17 protein-coding genes are annotated in these 17,012 nt (G+C 66.2%); 11 read left to right on the forward strand and 6 right to left on the reverse strand.

Annotated features, from left to right (window positions below):
- Positions 1 to 5 precede the first annotated feature (5 nt).
- The 8 genes from secD to A6W98_RS08260 all read left to right on the forward strand — a co-directional run bounded on the left by secD (position 6) and on the right by A6W98_RS08260 (position 6,084).
- Positions 6 to 1,667 carry a protein translocase subunit SecD gene (gene secD, locus A6W98_RS08225; RefSeq protein WP_042460134.1) on the forward strand — a complete coding sequence of 554 codons (1,662 nt, stop codon included), beginning with the start codon at positions 6 to 8 and terminating at the stop codon, positions 1,665 to 1,667.
- Between the two features lie 10 nt (positions 1,668 to 1,677).
- A complete protein-coding gene (secF, locus tag A6W98_RS08230) occupies positions 1,678 to 2,649 on the forward strand; it encodes a protein translocase subunit SecF (RefSeq protein ID WP_042460137.1) in 972 nt (323 codons plus the stop codon).
- A gap of 111 nt (positions 2,650 to 2,760) precedes the next feature.
- On the forward strand, positions 2,761 to 3,117 hold the full coding sequence (locus A6W98_RS08235; protein ID WP_042460140.1) for an Mth938-like domain-containing protein: 357 nt from the start codon (positions 2,761 to 2,763) through the stop codon (positions 3,115 to 3,117).
- 209 nt (positions 3,118 to 3,326) lie between these two features.
- Positions 3,327 to 3,941 carry a heme ABC exporter ATP-binding protein CcmA gene (ccmA, locus tag A6W98_RS08240; protein ID WP_042464779.1) on the forward strand — a complete coding sequence of 205 codons (615 nt, stop codon included), beginning with the start codon at positions 3,327 to 3,329 and terminating at the stop codon, positions 3,939 to 3,941.
- On the forward strand, positions 3,938 to 4,594 hold the full coding sequence (gene ccmB, locus A6W98_RS08245) for a heme exporter protein CcmB (protein WP_042460143.1): 657 nt from the start codon (positions 3,938 to 3,940) through the stop codon (positions 4,592 to 4,594). Before ccmA ends, ccmB begins: the two co-directional genes overlap by 4 nt.
- A 56-nt stretch (positions 4,595 to 4,650) precedes the next feature.
- Positions 4,651 to 5,382: a heme ABC transporter permease gene (locus A6W98_RS08250; RefSeq protein WP_042460146.1), complete on the forward strand. Its 732-nt coding sequence runs from the start codon at positions 4,651 to 4,653 to the stop codon at positions 5,380 to 5,382.
- The gene (gene ccmD, locus A6W98_RS08255; protein WP_060835448.1) at positions 5,379 to 5,537 is read left to right on the forward strand and encodes a heme exporter protein CcmD; all 159 of its coding nucleotides are present in this window, start codon (positions 5,379 to 5,381) and stop codon (positions 5,535 to 5,537) included. Before A6W98_RS08250 ends, ccmD begins: the two co-directional genes overlap by 4 nt.
- Complete coding sequence (locus A6W98_RS08260) at positions 5,530 to 6,084, forward strand: DsbE family thiol:disulfide interchange protein (protein WP_155734756.1); 555 nt, start codon at positions 5,530 to 5,532, stop codon at positions 6,082 to 6,084. Before ccmD ends, A6W98_RS08260 begins: the two co-directional genes overlap by 8 nt.
- A gap of 259 nt (positions 6,085 to 6,343) precedes the next feature.
- Here A6W98_RS08260 and A6W98_RS08265 read toward each other — a convergent pair whose 3' ends face one another.
- Entirely contained in the window at positions 6,344 to 7,363 is a 1,020-nt protein-coding gene (locus A6W98_RS08265) for an IS110 family RNA-guided transposase (protein WP_042456325.1), read from the reverse strand.
- Positions 7,364 to 7,929: 566 nt separating this feature from the next.
- A complete protein-coding gene (gene acnA, locus A6W98_RS08275; RefSeq protein WP_042460153.1) occupies positions 7,930 to 10,680 on the reverse strand; it encodes an aconitate hydratase AcnA in 2,751 nt (916 codons plus the stop codon).
- A gap of 231 nt (positions 10,681 to 10,911) precedes the next feature.
- On the opposite strand from acnA, the gene A6W98_RS08280 reads away from it, so the two are divergent.
- Positions 10,912 to 11,610, forward strand: a complete 699-nt coding sequence (locus A6W98_RS08280) for a DUF1223 domain-containing protein (protein ID WP_042464782.1) — start codon at positions 10,912 to 10,914, stop codon at positions 11,608 to 11,610.
- Between the two features lie 70 nt (positions 11,611 to 11,680).
- On the opposite strand, the gene A6W98_RS08285 is transcribed toward A6W98_RS08280, so the two are convergent.
- From A6W98_RS08285 to purB, 4 genes are all read right to left on the reverse strand, one after another.
- The gene (locus A6W98_RS08285) at positions 11,681 to 12,562 is read right to left on the reverse strand and encodes a lysophospholipid acyltransferase family protein (RefSeq protein ID WP_042460156.1); all 882 of its coding nucleotides are present in this window, start codon (positions 12,560 to 12,562) and stop codon (positions 11,681 to 11,683) included.
- Positions 12,563 to 12,738: 176 nt separating this feature from the next.
- Complete coding sequence (locus tag A6W98_RS08290) at positions 12,739 to 13,791, reverse strand: FliG C-terminal domain-containing protein (protein ID WP_042460158.1); 1,053 nt, start codon at positions 13,789 to 13,791, stop codon at positions 12,739 to 12,741.
- A 213-nt stretch (positions 13,792 to 14,004) separates the two neighbouring features.
- Positions 14,005 to 14,166, reverse strand: a complete 162-nt coding sequence (locus A6W98_RS21025; protein ID WP_155734757.1) for a hypothetical protein — start codon at positions 14,164 to 14,166, stop codon at positions 14,005 to 14,007.
- Between the two features lie 112 nt (positions 14,167 to 14,278).
- Positions 14,279 to 15,586 (reverse strand): adenylosuccinate lyase, encoded by a 1,308-nt coding sequence (gene purB, locus A6W98_RS08295; protein WP_042460160.1) that lies wholly within the window; start codon positions 15,584 to 15,586, stop codon positions 14,279 to 14,281.
- 77 nt (positions 15,587 to 15,663) lie between these two features.
- Here purB and A6W98_RS08300 point away from each other — a divergent pair, with 77 nt between their 5' ends.
- A complete protein-coding gene (locus A6W98_RS08300) occupies positions 15,664 to 16,092 on the forward strand; it encodes a DUF6314 family protein (protein WP_042460163.1) in 429 nt (142 codons plus the stop codon).
- A gap of 91 nt (positions 16,093 to 16,183) precedes the next feature.
- A complete protein-coding gene (locus A6W98_RS08305; protein WP_042460166.1) occupies positions 16,184 to 16,777 on the forward strand; it encodes a biotin transporter BioY in 594 nt (197 codons plus the stop codon).
- Positions 16,778 to 17,012: the final 235 nt, after the last annotated feature.

Consider the following 17,012-nt stretch of genomic DNA (forward strand, 5'->3'; position numbering starts at 1 on the left):
CGCCGATGCTTGATTTCGCGCTTTGGAAGCGGGTCGCGATCTGGGGGGTGGTTCTGCTGGGGCTGCTCTTTGCCGCGCCCAACATGTTCTATTCCCGGGTCGAGGGGCATAACGATGCCCTGAAGGCCATAGAAACCCAGGGCGCGACCCCTGAACTGATCGCCAAGCGCGACGGCTGGCCCGGATGGCTGCCCTCGGGCCTGGTCAATCTCGGCCTCGACCTGCGCGGCGGTGCCCATCTGCTTGCCGAGGTGCAGGTCGAGGATGTCTATGCCGACCGCATGGATGCGCTCTGGCCCGATGTGCGCGACGCGCTGCGCGAGGTCCGCGACCGGGTCGGCCCGATCCGCCGGATCGACGGCACGCCCGGCACGCTGCAGGTCCGTCTGGGCGAGCCCGCGGGCATGCCCGCCGCGCTCGAGGCGGTCCGCGGCCTGGCCCGGCCCATCGTCAGCCTGACCGGCGTCGGGGCGTCGGATATCGACGTCTCGGGCGAGGGCGCGGTCCTGACCGTGCAGCTTTCCGAGCCCGAGAAGCAGGCCACCATCGACCGCACCCTGCGCCAGTCGCTGGAAATCGTCCGCCGCCGGATCGACGAGGTCGGCACCCGCGAGCCGACGATCCAGCGCCAGGGCGAGGACCGGATCCTGATCGAGGTGCCCGGGATCGGCTCGGCCGACGAGCTGAAGGCGCTGATCGGCACCACCGCGCGGCTGACCTTCAACCCGGTCGTCTCGCGCACCAGCAATCCCAACGAGGCGCCAGGGGCGAGCAACGAGCTTCTGCCCTCGATGGACGAGCCGGGCACCTATTACATCATCGAGAAGACGCCGGTCGTCTCGGGCGAGGAGCTGACCGATTCACAGCCCGCCTTCGACCAGAATGGCGAGCCCTCGGTCACCTTCCGCTTCAACCCTTCGGGCGCGCGCAAGTTCGGCCAGTATACCGCCGAACATGTCGGCTCGCCCTTCGCCATCGTGCTTGATGACGAGGTGATCTCGGCCCCGGTGATCCGAGAGGCGATCCCGTCGGGCTCGGGCCAGATCACCGGCAATTTCACGGTCGAGGAATCGACCCAGCTTGCCGTTCTGTTGCGCGCGGGCGCGCTTCCGGCCGAACTGACCTTCCTCGAGGAACGCACCATCGGCCCGCAGCTCGGCGCCGACTCGATCGAGGCGGGCAAGATCGCCTCGGCCGCGGCCTTCCTTCTGGTCCTGCTGTTCATGTGGGCCAGCTACGGGCTGTTCGGGCTTTTCGCCAATGTCGCGCTGATCGTGAATATCGGGCTGATCTTCGGGCTCCTGTCGATGATCGGGGCGACGCTGACCCTGCCCGGCATCGCCGGGATCGTGCTGACCATCGGCATGGCGGTCGATGCCAACGTGCTGGTCTTCGAGCGTATCCGCGAGGAGCTCAAGACCGCCAAGGGCCCGGCCCGGGCCATCGAGCTGGGCTATCAGAGGGCGCTGTCGGCGATTCTCGACGCCAACATCACCACCTTCCTGACGGCGGTGATCCTGTTCGTCATGGGCTCCGGCCCGGTGCGCGGCTTCGCGGTGACGCTGGCCATCGGCATCGTCACTTCGGTCTTCGTCGCGATCTATGTCACGCGGATGATGATCGTGATGTGGATGGCCCGCCGTCGCCCCAAGTCCATCGTGCTGTAAGGGAAGATCCATGCGCCTGAAACTCGTTCCCTCCAATACCAGCTGGGACTTCTTCAAGTTCTCGCATATCTCGCTCGGTGCCTCGGCCTTGGCGATGGTGGTCTCGATCGTGCTGGTCTTCACCATGGGGCTCAATTTCGGCATCGACTTCAAGGGCGGCACCACGATCCGCACCGAAAGCAGCCAGCCGGTCGATGTCGGCGCCTATCGCCAGGCGATCTCGGCGCTCGATCTGGGCGATGTGTCGATCACCGAGGTATTTGATCCGAGCTTCGGCCCCGGGAAGAACGTGGCCCAGATCCGGATCCAGGCCCAGGGCGATGCCGAAAGCGTCACCCCCGAAACCATCGCCGCGCTCGAACAGGCGCTGAGCGCGGTCGATCCCTCGATCACCTTCCCCTCGGTCGAGAGCGTGGGGCCGAAGGTCTCGGGCGAGCTGGTGACCTCGGCGGCGATCGCGGTCAGCCTCTCGATCCTCGCCATGCTGGTCTATATCTGGTTGCGTTTCGAATGGCAGTTTGGGCTCGGCGCCGTGGTCGCGCTGATCCATGACGTCACCCTCACCATGGGCATCTTCGCCGGTCTGCAGCTCAAATTCGATCTCGCGATCATCGCGGCGCTGCTGACCATCGTCGGCTATTCGGTCAACGACACCGTCGTGGTGTTCGACCGGGTCCGCGAGAACCTGCGCAAGTTCAAGAAGATGGCCCTGAAGGACGTGCTGAACCTCTCGATCAACGAGACGCTTTCGCGCACCACGATGACCTCCTTCACCACGCTGCTGGCCCTGATTGCGCTGATCGTCCTGGGCGGCGACGTGATCCGCGGCTTCGTCTTCGCGATGACCTGGGGCATCATCGTCGGGACCTATTCCTCGATCTTCGTGGCCGCGAACATCCTGCTCATGCTGGGTGTCAAGCGCGACTGGTCGAAGGAAGGCGATGGCGGCGCGGGCACCCAGTTCGCCAACGCCGAGCGCTGAGCCCCGCGGCGGCGCGATCGCGATGACAGCCGGAATTCCCGGGCGCCCGGCGGTTTTCCCCGCCCGGCGCCCGGTCTATGATCGGGGCACGCCAGGCGACAGGAGACCCCGATGAAACTGACCGACATGACCATCCCCGACGGCCTGCCCATCGACGGCTACGGCCCGGGCTTCTTCAGGATCGCGGGCGAGATCCACGAGGGTGGGGCGCTTGTCGCCGAAGGAACGCTGCTGCCCTGGCAGGGGCCGGGCGACGAGGCGCCACTGATGGCACTTGAGGGCCGCGTCGACATCCTGCTGATCGGCACCGGCGAAAGCCTGACGCCGCTGCCGAACCGGCTCCAGTCCCGGCTCGAGGCCGCGGGCCTCGGGGTCGAGCTGATGTCCAGCCCGTCGGCCGCCCGCAGCTACAATGTCCTTCTCGCCGAAGGCCGCCGGGTCGCCGTCGCGCTGGTGCCCGTCCCCTGACCCCTCGGCCCCCGGGGCGTCTTCTCACCCCGCCGGTCGCCCCCGGGACCGCGCGCATCCTTTCGCGCGCTTCTTCTTGGCGAAAATACCCCAGCCGGAGGCGGCGCGCATCAGCGCGCCCGAACCCCGTGGCCGGACCGATAGGGCCGCGCGGCAAGCGCCCGCCTTTCCTGCTTCCCGCCCGCCGCCCTTTCGGCTATGCGGGGCACATGGAACTGGTGGCGAGGGATCTGGCCTGCGCACGCGGCAGCGTGCCGGTGCTCGAAGGGGTAAGCTTCACGCTCGCCGCGGGGCAGGCGCTGATGCTGCGCGGCCCGAATGGCAGCGGCAAGACAACGCTGCTCCGGACCCTGGCGGGGCTGCAGCCGCCGCTTGAGGGCTCCGTTTCCGCGCCACCCGAGTCGATCGCCTATGCCGCGCATGCGGATGGGCTCAAGGCCACGCTCACCGTCTCCGAGAACCTGACCTTCTGGTCCCGCATCTTCGGCCAGAGCGACATCGGACCTGCGCTCGAGGCCTTCGATCTCGGCGATCTGGCCGGGCGCCCGGCGCAGAACCTCTCGGCCGGGCAGAAGCGCAGGCTGGGCCTCGCCAGGCTGCTGGTCACCGGCCGGCCGATCTGGATGCTCGACGAACCCACGGTCTCGCTCGACGCGGCCTCGGTGGCGCAGTTCGGACGCGCCGTGCGCGGCCATCTCGACCGGGGCGGCGCCGCGCTGATCGCGACCCATATCGACCTCGGCTTCGAGGCGGCGCTGCTCGACATCTCGACCTTCCGCGCCCGGCCGCGCCGGATCGACAGTTTCGACGAGGCCTTCGCATGATCGCCCTGCTGCAACGCGACCTCCGGCTCGCGATCCGCGCCGGCGGCGGCTTCGGGCTCGGACTGGCCTTCTTTCTCATCATCGTCGTGTTGGTACCCTTCGGCGTCGGCTCGGACAGCGGGCTTCTTGCCGCCATCGCGCCCGGCATCCTCTGGGTCGGCGCGCTTCTGGCCTGCCTTCTCTCGCTCGACCGCATCTTCGCGCTCGATCACGAGGACGGCTCGCTCGATTTGCTGGCGACCGCGCCGATCCCGCTGGAAGGCGTCGTCGCGATGAAGGCGGCGGCGCATTGGGTGACGACCGGCCTGCCGCTGACGCTGGCAGCCCCGGGGCTCGGGCTTTTGCTGAACCTGCCTGCGGCGGGCTATGGCTGGCTGGCCGCGAGCCTTGCGCTCGGCACGCCCGCGCTCAGCATGATCGGCAGCTTCGGCGCTGCGCTGACCGTCGGGCTCAAGCGGGGCGGGCTTCTGCTGTCGCTGCTGGTGCTGCCGCTTTACGTGCCGACGCTGATCTTCGGCGCCGAGGCGGTGGCGCGCGGCATCGACGGGCGCGACACCGGAACGCCGCTTCTGATGCTGACGGCGATCACGCTTGCCGCCATGGCGCTGCTGCCCTTCGCCGCGGCTGCGGCAATCCGTATCAATCTGCGCTAGGGGCCTCACACGCTCGTCACTTGAGGGCCTTCCGAAACGCCACTAGGAACACGCTCATGTCGTCGCTTTGGGAATATGCCAATCCTCAGAAATTCATGCGGACCTCGTCGGTCCTGCTGCCGGTCTTCTCGGTGGCGGCGGCGATCTGTCTGGGGGTGGGGCTGGTCTGGGGCTTCTTCCTGACGCCCGAGGCCGAGAATTTCGGGTCCACCGTCAAGATCATCTACATCCACGTCCCTGCGGCGATGATGGCGATCAATGCCTGGGTGATGATGCTGGTGACCTCGCTGATCTGGCTGGTCCGGCGCCATCACGTCTCGGCGCTGGCGGCGCGGGCGGCCGCGCCCATCGGCATGACCATGACCCTGATCGCGCTGATCACCGGCGCGATCTGGGGCGAGCCGATGTGGGGCACCTACTGGGTCTGGGACCCGCGGCTGACCTCGTTCATGATCCTGTTCCTGTTCTATCTCGGCTATATCGCGCTTTGGGAGGCGATCGAGAACCCGGATGCCGCCGCCGACCTGACCTCGGTCCTGTGCATCGTCGGTTCGGTTTTCGCGCTGCTCAGCCGCTATGCCGTGAATTTCTGGAGTCAGGGCCTGCATCAGGGCGCCTCGCTCAGCCTCGACAAGAAGGAAAACGTGGCCGACGTGTTCTACATCCCGCTTCTGTTCTGCATCGCGGGCTTCGTCTGCCTCTTCGTCGCGCTGGTCCTGTTGCGCACCCGGACCGAGATCCGGGCCCGCCGGGTCCGGGCGATGCTGGCAAGGGAGCGGATGGCATGATCCCCGATCTTGGAAAATACGCGGTCGCCGTGCTGTCCTCCTATGCGGTGACGATGGGCCTGATCGCGGTGCTGATCGCGGTCTCGCTCTGGCGCGGGGCACGGGTCCGGCGCCAGTTGGCCGAGATCGAGGCCCGGAGGAACGCCGATGTCTGAGAAACGCCGGATTTCGCCTCTGCTGCTGCTGCCGCCGGTCCTGTTTGCGGGGCTTGCGGCGCTGTTCTTCATCGGCATGGCCCGCGACGACCCGGACGCGCTGCCCTCGATGCTGATCGGCAAGCCCGCACCTGCGCTGGCGCTGTCCGATCTGGCCGGGCAGGGGCCCTTCGATGCCGCGACGCTGGCCGATGGCAAGGTGAAGCTGGTGAACTTCTGGGCCAGCTGGTGCGCGCCCTGCCGGCAGGAACATCCCGAGCTCGAGACGCTGGCCGGGACCGGGGTCGAGATCTACGGCATCAACTACAAGGACGATCCGACCAAGGCGATGCGGTTCCTCGACGAGCTGGGCAATCCTTTCGTTGCGCTCGGGGCCGATCCATCAGGCCGCACCGCCATCGAATGGGGCGTCTATGGCGTGCCCGAGACCTTCGTTATCGATGGCGAGGGAACCGTGCTGCTGCGCAATCCGGGCCCGCTGACACCGGCCATCGTCGAGGCCGAGATCCGGCCGCTGCTGGATAATCCGCCCGCCACTTCGAACTGAGATGTCTTCTGTGGATGGCCCCTGCTTTGCAAGAGCTTTATTGTGATTTTGCGGCGCCATTGTCAGTACAGTCGTCTGTCCGGCCTGTTTGCGTGACACCTTCGGGATGCCACTGGCCCTGATGAGTTCCGCAAGCGAGGTTCCAATCGGCTTAGCGACCTCGCGGGCCGCTGACATTCACGGAGTGTCCTTGCTTTTGGTTGACTTCGTTCCGCATCATCACGGTCCAAGCGTCTTGCAACTCGTGCCGGCCGGGCGGTCAGGTGCCCGGCTGGCGGTAGTCCTGTTGCTTCGTCAGCATGGCCCAGACGATCCGGGCGGCCTTGTTGGCCATGGCGACGGTGGCCAGCCGGAACGGCTTCTGGGCCAGCATCTTCGCCGTCCAGAGATCGGCACGCTCGGGATGCTTCCTGGCCATCAAGGCGCGCGACGTCATGCCGACGATCAGCAGCTTCCTGATGTAGCGGTCGCCCTTCTTGGTGATCTTCCCGAGCCGCTCCTTGCCGCCGCTGGATTTGTTCAGGGGGGGCAGACCCAGCCAGGCCGCCAGATCGCGCCCGGTCCGGAATTGTTTCGCATCGCCGATCGTGGCGATGATGGCCGAGGCGGTAATCGGACCGATCCCGGGTATGCGCATCAGCCGCCGGGCATCTGCCGTCATCATGGCGTGCTGTTCGATCATCCTGGTGTAGCCGACGACCCGGGTGTTGAGGCCCACCAGCTGATGGCACAGCGTCCCGAGAATACCGTTGGCCAGTTCCGGCATGTCGGGATGGTCCCCGCCGAGGTGGCGTTTGGCAAAGGTGAGGATGGCGCCCACTCCGGTCGGCAGGATGTGGCCGAATTCGCGCAAGATGCTGCGGATCATGTTCACGATCTGGGTTTGCTGCCGGACCACAAGATCGCGGGTGCGGTGGATCGCCAGGATCGCCTGCTGATCTTCCGTCTTCAGTTCGACGAAGCGCATCGTGGGTCGGCGCACCGCCTCGCAAATCGCCTCGGCATCGACCGCGTCGGTCTTGCCCCGCTTCACATAGGGTTTCACATAGCCCGCAGGCATCAGCCGGACGTCGTGACCGAGCTTGCCCAATTCGCGGCCCCAGTGATGGGCGGACCCACACGCCTCCATCCCGACGACGCAGGGCGGCAGGGCCTCGAAGAATTGCAGAAGCTTGGCGCGCTTCACCGTCTTGTTGAAAATGACGCGCCCATTCGCGGAAATCCCGTGAACCTGAAAGACATCCTTGGCCAAATCCAGGCCGACCGTATTGACTGTCATTGGGTGGCTCCTCTCTCAGCAGTCGATGACAACTGCACTATGGCGCATCGCGACGCCGGGGGAGCAGGGGCCATCCACATCATCCGCTTCGGACTGAGCCTGGGCGAGTTTGGACTGAGCCTAGGCGAGGTCGCCGCTGCCAGCATAGTCCCCTTCCGCAGGTTCAACCTGCGGCTGGGCGATTGCCTCGATACCGGTTCGGGAGGCGCGGAGCGGATGCCGTCAACTTGACCAGATAAGCCCGCTTCCGGACAGTGCGGTCCGGAAGCGGGCCTGGAAAAATAGGTGCGGCTCAATAGCCGCAGTGGCCGCGGCTGACGCGGGCGCCAACCTGTCTCACGCAATCAAGGCCGATGACGTCTATTGTGACGATCCCCCAATTATCCCCATCAAAAGGTGCTCTGAAAACGTTGCGTCAAAAGTCTTCTAATATGGACCAACCATAGCCGAAACTTGATCTATCGCAAAGAAGAACCGGCGGGGTGGTTCGCAAAACTTTTGTTTCAGCAAACGACGTCGCCCCGGAGCAAGCTCCGGGGCGACTTTGTTTTCAAGGGGTTGGTGGCTCAGCCAGCCTTGGCGAGGTTGCGCAGAACGTAATGCAGCACGCCGCCATGTTCGACATATTCCTTCTCGATCGCGGTATCGATCCGGCACTTGAGCGTCACGGTCTTCTCGGTCCCGTCGGCATAGGAAATGGTGCAGGGCACCTCGGCCTGGGGTTTCAGATCGCCGGCGAGGCCCTTGATCGAAAAGCTTTCCTCGCCGGTCAGACCCAGCGTCTTGCGGGTGTCGCCGCCGGTGAATTCGAAGGGAATCACCCCCATCCCCACCAGATTCGAGCGGTGGATGCGTTCGAAGCTCTCGGCGATCACCGCCTTGACCCCCAGAAGCGCCGTGCCCTTGGCCGCCCAGTCGCGCGAGGAGCCCGCGCCATATTCGATGCCGCCGATCACCACCAGCGGAACGCCCTTCTCCTGCCAGGCCATGGCCGCCTCGAAGATCGAGGTCTCGGCGCCGTCCGGACCCTTGGTATAGCCGCCCTCGACGCCCGAGAGCATCTCGTTGCGGATCCGGATATTGGCGAAGGTGCCGCGCATCATGATTTCGTGGTTGCCGCGGCGCGACCCGTAGGAGTTGAACTCGCGCACCGGCACCTGGCGCTCGATCAGGTACTTGCCGGCGGGCGTCGTCTCCTTGAACGACCCGGCGGGGCTGATGTGGTCGGTGGTGACCATGTCGCCCAGGATCGCCAGCGGACGCGCGTTCTCGAGATCGGTGATCTCGCCCGGTTCGGTCCCCATGCCCTGGAAGTAGGGCGGGTTCTGCACATAGGTGGAACTGGCCGGCCAGTCATAGGTCTCGCTGTCGGTGGTCTCGACCGCCTGCCATTTCTCGTCTCCCTTGAAGACGTCGGCATATTTCGACTGGAACGCCTCGCGGGTCACGGTCTTCTCGACCAGTTCGGCGATTTCGGCTTGGCTCGGCCAGATGTCCTTGAGGAAGACGTCCTTGCCGTCCTTGTCCTGGGCGATGGGATCGCGGGTCAGGTCGATATTCATGTCGCCCGCGATGGCATAGGCCACGACCAGCGGCGGCGAGGCCAGGTAGTTGGCGCGCACATCGGGGCTGATCCGGCCCTCGAAGTTGCGGTTGCCCGACAGCACCGAGGTCGCGATCAGGTCATTGTCGTTGATCGCCTTCGAGATCTCCTCGGCCAGCGGCCCCGAATTGCCGATGCAGGTGGTGCAGCCATAGCCCACGAGGTTGAAGCCGATCGCGTCCAGGTCTTCCTGCAGCCCGGCCGCCTCGAGATACTCGCTGACGACCTGCGAGCCGGGGGCGAGCGAGGTCTTGACCCAGGGCTTGCGGTTCAGGCCAAGTTCGCGCGCCTTGCGCGCCACCAGCCCGGCGCCGATCATCACATAGGGGTTCGAGGTGTTGGTGCAGGAGGTGATCGAGGCGATCACCACCGAGCCGTCGCGCAGCTCGTAATCCTGGCCCTCGACCTTTGCGCTCTTGCGCGGGTCGGCATCGAGATCGGGCGCGGGGGCCTCGGCCAGCATGTCGCGCGCTTCCTCGCTTTCGTCGATGCCGCGATAATCCGACACGACATTGAAGAAGGACTGCGCGGCATTGGTCAGCGGGGTGTGATCCTGCGGCCGTTTCGGCCCCGAGATCGCGGGCACGACCGTGCCCATGTCGAGATGCAGCGTGTCGGTATAGACCGGGTCGTAATCGGCATCGCGCCACATGCCATTGGCCTTGGCATAGGCCTCGACCAGCGCGATACGGTCCTTGTCGCGGCCGGTCTGGGTCAGATAGCGCAGGGTTTCCTCATCGACCGGGAAGAAGCCGCAGGTGGCGCCGTATTCGGGCGCCATGTTGGCGATGGTCGAGCGGTCGGCCAGCGGCAGATGGGCGAGCCCCTCGCCGTAGAATTCGACGAACTTGCCGACGACGCCCTTCTGGCGCAGCATCTGCACGACCTTCAGCACCAGATCGGTGGCGGTGGTGCCCTCGACCATGCTGCCGGTCAGCCGGAAGCCCACGACCTCGGGGATCAGCATCGAGACCGGCTGGCCCAGCATCGCGGCCTCGGCCTCGATCCCGCCGACGCCCCAGCCCAGCACGCCCAGCCCGTTGACCATGGTGGTGTGGCTGTCGGTGCCGACCAGCGTGTCCGGATACGCCACCTGGTCGCCGGACTGATCGGTATCGGTCCAGACGGTCTGGGCAAGGTATTCGAGGTTGACCTGGTGGCAGATGCCGGTGCCGGGCGGCACCACGCGGAAGTTGTTGAACGCCTTCTGGCCCCATTTCAGGAAGGTGTAGCGTTCGATATTGCGTTCGTATTCGCGGTCGACATTCATCTGGAACGCGCGCGGGTTGCCGAATTCATCGATCATCACCGAGTGGTCGATGACCAGATCGACCGGGTTCAGCGGGTTGATCTTCTGCGCATCGCCGCCGAGGCCCAGAATGCCGTCGCGCATCGCGGCCAGATCGACCACCGCCGGAACCCCGGTGAAATCCTGCATCAAGACGCGGGCCGGGCGATAGGCGATCTCGCGCGCGGTCTTGCCGCCATTCGCGGCCCAGTCCGAAAAGGCGCGGATGTCGTCGACGGTGACGGTCTTGCCGTCCTCGAAGCGCAGAAGGTTTTCCAGCACGACCTTCAGCGCCGCCGGCAGGCGCGAAAAATCACCGAGCCCGGCCGCCTCGGCCGCGGGGATCGAATAGTAGGCATAGCTGGCGCTACCGACGCTCAGCGTCTTGCGAGTCTTGGCTGTGTCCTGTCCAACGGTGATCGGCATGAAAGATCGTTCTCCATCAGGGTGTCGCGCGGTTCATAAAATTACTGCACGCTCTTGCCCGATCGCATCGGGGCGATCAAGGGGGTGCGAAGCCTTTTGTATACCGTTGTGCACTGAAATGTCCAGAGGACGCGCGGCCGATCCGCACGGCCCCCTCCCGAATCCTTGATTGGCAGGTGTTCGGACGCTTGGGTACGAAGATCGGGCGAAGGGGAAATCAAGGCGAGTATGATGCGCGCAGTCCTAACGGTCCTGTTGGCGGGAAGTGTTTTTTTTGCCGGTCCCGCCCGGTCCGATCCGAGCCCGGTGGTGGTCGAGCTGTTTACCTCGCAGGGGTGCTCGGCCTGTCCTCCGGCAGATGCGCTGATCGCCGAGCTGGCCAAGCGCGACGACGTGATCGCGCTGGCCCTGCATGTCGATTACTGGGATTATATCGGCTGGAAGGACATCTTTGCCGACCCGGCCTTCACCCGGCGGCAGAAAGCCTATGCCCATGCCGCAGGCAAGCGCTCGATCTACACGCCGCAGATGGTTGTCGAGGGCGCCGATCATGTCGTCGGCTACCGGCCGATGGATCTTGCCCAGCTGATCGAGGCGCATGCCCTGGCAGATAGTCATGTCGAGCTCGGGCTTGCCCGGCAGGGCGACATGGTGACGGTGACGGCGGTCTCGGCCGAACCCTTCGGCGAGGATGTGGTGCTTCAGATCGTGCGTTACCGGCCCGAACAGCAGGTCGATATCAAGCGCGGCGAGAATGCCGGAAAGAGCCTGCGCTATGCCAATATCGTGGAGGCCTGGACCCCGGTTGCGCGCTGGAACGGGGCCGAGCCGCTTTCCGTGAGCGTGCAGGCGGCCGGGGACGAGCCGATCGTGGCGATCCTGCAGCGCCCCGGGCCGGGTGCGATCCTCGCGGCGGCGCGCCTGCGATAGGGCGGGATCAGCCGTACAGGCGCTGACGGTGGGGACGCTCCGCCCGGCGCATTGCTGTGGCTGGCGGCGCTCAGTGGGCCTTCCAGCGCCGATGGATCCAGAACCATTGTTCGGGATGACGCCTGACCCGGGCCTCGAGACTGTCATTGAGGGCCTGCATCATCTCGCGCGGGGTGGCGCGGGCGATGGGCGCCTCGATCTCGATCTCGAAGCTCAGCCCGTCCGGGCAGCGGGTCGCGTAGAACGGGATCAGCTCGGCATCGTAGCGCAGGGCCAGTTCGGCCGCCGATAGCGCCGTCAGGGCGGGCTGCCCCATGAAATGCAGTTCGGCGCCCCGACGGGCATGCTGGTCGGTCAGCAGTACCAGCATGCCGCCGCTGCGCAGATGGCGCACGAAGCCGGTCGTGCCGCGGCGTCCCTGGGGAAAGACCGGGCCGCCGAAGGCCTCCATCGTGCGCACGTAATGGGCGTTGAAGAACGGGTTCGCCATTGGCCGGTAAAGACCGCCGATCTCGTAGCCCCGCGCGACCAGCGCGGCCCGGGCGGCCTCGTAATTGCCGAAATGCCCGGTGACGAGGATCGCGGGGCGCCCCGCCTTCCTTGCTGCGGCGAGCGCGGCAAGCCCCGGACCCTTCGGCTCGGTCCCGGCCATCCGGGCGAGGAAGGCTTCGGTCGAGTAGTTCTCGATCAGGGTGCGGCCGGCATTGTCGGCCACCTGATCGGCGATGCGGCGGCGCCGGGGCGCGGGCATGTCGGGCCAGATCATCGCCAGATTGGCCTCGGCCCGGTCGCGATAGCCCGCGATGGGCGCAATCAGCCGACGTGTCACCCAGCCGCCGAAAGGAACCCGGCGCTCGTAGGGCAGGGCGAGGGCGGTGGCGATCAGAAGGCGCGCAACCCGATCCGTCAGCCAGTCGCCAAGACGCCTGGACGGCTTGTTCCGCTTGCCCATCGGACCGGTTTCCTCTCGTTTTCCGGTCCGCCAGGCCGGGATCTGCACTCTGCGTCACGTCGCGGCCCCACCATCCGTCGTCGGGCCGCCATGTGTCGCGCAGGCAGACATAATCCCCCGGCGCCCGGGCGACAAGCGCCCCCCGCCCTGGCGGCGCGGGACGGCGGTTCGCGGCGTCAGGCGGTCTTGCTCGGCTTTCTGAGCTTGATTTCGCCGGCGGCCTCCATGTTGCGGATCGCGCCGATCACTTCGGACATCGCCGCCTCGGCTTCCTCGGCGCCGGGGGCATCGCGCTCGTTGATCTCGTCGCGGATCTGGTTGGCCATCCGCTGCGACATGTTGGCAAGAATGTATTCGACCGCCGGGCCGGTCCGCCCGTCTGCGCCGGCCATGGCGGTGATCAGCTTGGTCTGCTCGATCGCGCGGGTCAGTGCCGGCACGTCGCGTTCGTCCAGCCGGTCGGGGATGTCGGCGAAGGTGAAGACCGCCTGGCGGACCTTTTCGGCCAGTTCGGCATCGGTTTCGCGCAGGCCCTGCAGCACGTCCTCGCGCGTCGCGGCCGGGGCCACGTCCAGGATCGCGCCCATCCGGGTTTCCGGGGCAAGCTCGAAAGCCGGTTCGGGGGCGGAATTGATCCGGTCGGCCAGCGCGCGGCCGATCCGGGTCACGGCGGCCGGGGGCACCTCGGCGGTGCGGGAAATCGCGAAGGCGATGCGGCGGGCCTCGGGGCCGGGCATCCGGCCCAGGATGGTCGCCGCGATCGGGCTGGGCAGCTTCGACAATGCCACGGCCGCTATTTCGGGGCTTTCGGCTAGCAGCAGTTCGGTCATGCGGTCGGGCGGCAGTTCCGACAGGGTCGCCCAGGGGTCGCCGCCGCGTTCGCCGCCGAAGCGGGCGCGGATCGCGGCCGCGGCCTCGGGGCTGAGATGGTCGCCGAGCAGCCGCATCGCCTCATCGATCCCGCCCGGGAAGGAGAGGCCGAACTGTTCGATCTCCATCAGGAATTCCTCGATCACGCCCTGCAGCGTGTTGCCGTCGATATAGCGCATGTTGGCGATTTCGTCGGCGAGGTCGGTCTGCACGGAGGCCGGGAGCGAATGAAGCGGCAGGTCGATCCCCTCATTCAGCACCAGACGAACGATAATTGCCGCCTTCTGGCGCGAGGTCAGGCCGTGAGGGGCGATAGGGGCTCCGAAACTCTGCACGTGGGTCTCCGTCTTCTTGATCAAGAGGGGTAATCCCCGGGTGTTAAGCCGGGGTTATCGAAGACCGTCTGCAGGGAGGAAATTTGTCGCGATCTGGGCGATCTGCCGGGGCGGTTTCGAAAACCTGTGCCGAAACGGCTATTATACGCAACGGCCATTATGCGAAACGGCCAACAAAGAAGGCGGCACCTTTGCCGTGCCGCCTTCGGTTCGGTTGTGCCGGGCCCGGGCCTCAGCTCAGCTGGTGCTTTGGGTCACGCATTGGCCAGAGGCCGCATCGAAGATCTGGCCATCGCCGCACTGACTGGCGTTGATCCGCTTTTGCCAGCCGCATTCCGCCGAGGCGAATGCGGGCAGAAGCGCAAGGGCCGCCGCTGCAAGGATCGTCCTGGTGGTCATTGTGCATCTCCGTCCTGAGGTGCCCCAGCGTAACACGAATCACCGCCTTCCGAAGTCACGGAAAATTCAGCAGGCGCGCCTCCGCCGGACGCGCACCCGCCGCACCCCCGTCTCACTCGGCGCCGAAGACCCGGGCGAAGATCGTGTCGACATGCTTGGTGTGATAGCCGAGGTCGAATTTCTCCTCGATCTCGGCCGGGCTCAGCGCCGCCGTGACCTCGGCATCGGCCAGCAGTTCTTCCTTGAAGTCCTTGCCCTGTTCCCAGACCTTCATCGCGTTCCGCTGCACCAGCCGGTAGGCATCCTCGCGGCTGACACCGGCCTGGGTCAGCGCCAGCAGCACCCGCTGGGACATCACCAGCCCTTTGAACTTGTTCATGTTCGCAAGCATGTTCTCGGGATAGATCACCAGCTTGTCGATCACGCCCGCCAGCCGGTTCAGCGCGAAATCGAGCGTCACCGTCGCATCGGGCGCGATGCCGCGCTCGACCGAGCTGTGCGAGATGTCGCGTTCATGCCAGAGCGCGACATTCTCCATCGCGGGGACCACGGTCATGCGCACCAGACGCGCGAGGCCCGTCAGGTTCTCGGTCAGGACCGGGTTGCGCTTGTGCGGCATCGCCGAGCTGCCCTTCTGCCCCTTCGAGAAGAACTCTTCGGCCTCCAGCACCTCGGTACGCTGCATGTGGCGGATCTCGATGGCGATATTCTCCATCGACGAGGCGATGACGCCCAGCGTCGCGAAGAACATCGCATGGCGGTCGCGCGGAATGACCTGGGTCGAGATCGTCTCGGGTTTCAGGCCCATCTGGCGGCAGACATGTTCCTCGACCGCCGGGTCGATATTGGCGAAGGTGCCGACCGCGCCCGAGATGGCGCCGGTCGCGATTTCCTCGCGGGCGGCCAGGAGGCGGCGCCTGCCGCGCTCCATCTCGGCATAGAAGCGGGCGAAGGTCAGGCCCATGGTGGTGGGCTCGGCATGGATGCCGTGGCTGCGCCCGATCCTGACCGTGTCCTTGTGTTCGAGGGCGCGGCGCTTGAGCGCGGCCAGAAGCTTGTCCATGTCGGCGATCAGAAGATCGGCGGCACGCATCAGCTGCACGTTGAGGCAGGTGTCGAGCACATCCGACGAGGTCATGCCCTGATGCACGAAGCGGGCCTGATCGGCGCCGACATGTTCGGCCAGATGGGTGAGGAAGGCGATGACGTCATGCTTGGTGACGGCTTCGATCTCGTCGATCCGGGCCACGTCGAAGACCGCGTCCTTCGCGGTCCAGACCGCTTGGGCATTCTCTTTCGGGATCACCCCCAGTTCGGCCTGGGCATCGCAGGCATGGGCCTCGATCTCGTACCAGATGCGGAATTTGGTGGCGGGCTCCCAGATGTCGGTCATCTCGGGGCGGGCATAGCGGGGGATCATTGGCGCAGCCTTCGCTTGGACGTGGGTTCCCGGTCTGATACCGCCTGGGGGCAGGCGCGGCAAGAAGCGGGGGCGGGGTGCCGGGACTTGAGGATTTCGAGGGATGCTGGCGGCTCGAGCGTCGGATCGACGACCGACTGACGGGGCAGGTGTTGCGGCTGACGGGCAGGGCGGTCTTTACGCCCGACGGCGATGATCTTGGGGCGGGCCTGGTCTATGACGAGACCGGGCGGCTCGAGATCCCGGGACAGGCCCCGGCGGTCGCGACACGGCGTTATCTCTGGCGCGCGCGACAAGCAGAGGGGCTCGAGGTCCTTTTCGAGGATGGCCGCTTCTTTCATCTCATCGCCCCTGGCGCCCGGCCCGAGGCGCGGCATGACTGCGCGCCCGATCTTTACCGCGTCCGCTACGATTTCTCGGCCTGGCCCTGCTGGTCGAGTTGCTGGGAGGTTCGCGGTCCGCGAAAGAATTATGCGATGGAAAGCAGCTACCGGCCAGAATCTTAGTCGATGCCACTTGCGGCTCCCCGCCGGGTCTTGCGCCGGAAGCGACGCTCGGGCAATACGGGCGCAACGAATTGCAACGGGAGTGACCGTAATGGCGTATGCCCTGACCCAAAAGGTCCTTGTCGACAATATCATGCCCCGGAACGGCGCGCAGCGCCTGGTTCGGGAAGTGGCCCTGGTCGTGGCCGGGATCGCGGTCCTGGCGCTGGCGGCCCATATCAAGGTGCCGATGTTCCCGGTGCCGGTGACCATGACCACCTTCGCCGTGCTGACGCTGGGCGCCGCCTATGGCCCGCGGCGCGGTCTGATCACCATCCTCGGCTATCTCGGGGTCGGCGCGCTGGGCTTCGACGTCTTCGCCGGCAGCGCGGCCGAGGCCTCCGGGCTGACCTACATGATGGGCTCGACCGGCGGCTATCTGGTCGGCTATGCGCTGGCCGCCCTCACGCTCGGCACCTTCGCCCGCGCCGGCTGGGACCGCTCGATGAGCCGGATGGCTCTGGCGATGCTGGTCGGCAATCTCGTGCTCTATATCCCCGGCGTGATCTGGCTCGGCCAGCTCTACGGCTGGGACCAGCCGATTCTGGCCTGGGGCGTGACCCCCTTCCTGCTGGGCGACGCGCTGAAACTGGCGCTGGCCGCGCTGGCGGTTCCTGCGGTCTGGCGGCTGATCGGCCGCGACTGATCGGACCGAAGTTTTCGGAATTGCAAGGGGGCGCGGCCTGCGGGGCGCGCCCCTTTTGCATGCGGAGGGATGACCGGTGTCCTCCGGGGGCGTGCCCGGGGCAGGGTCTGATCGGGCGAGGGCTCCCGGTTGATCCTGCGCGGTGTTCGATCATGGCGCTCCATGGGCCGCGTCCGCGATACGCCGTCCGATTAGACTCTGACCTCTAGACGCGCCTCTGCTGGGCCGTTCCCGT

Source organism: Rhodovulum sulfidophilum DSM 1374 (assembly GCF_001633165.1).
Taxonomy (GTDB): domain Bacteria; phylum Pseudomonadota; class Alphaproteobacteria; order Rhodobacterales; family Rhodobacteraceae; genus Rhodovulum; species Rhodovulum sulfidophilum.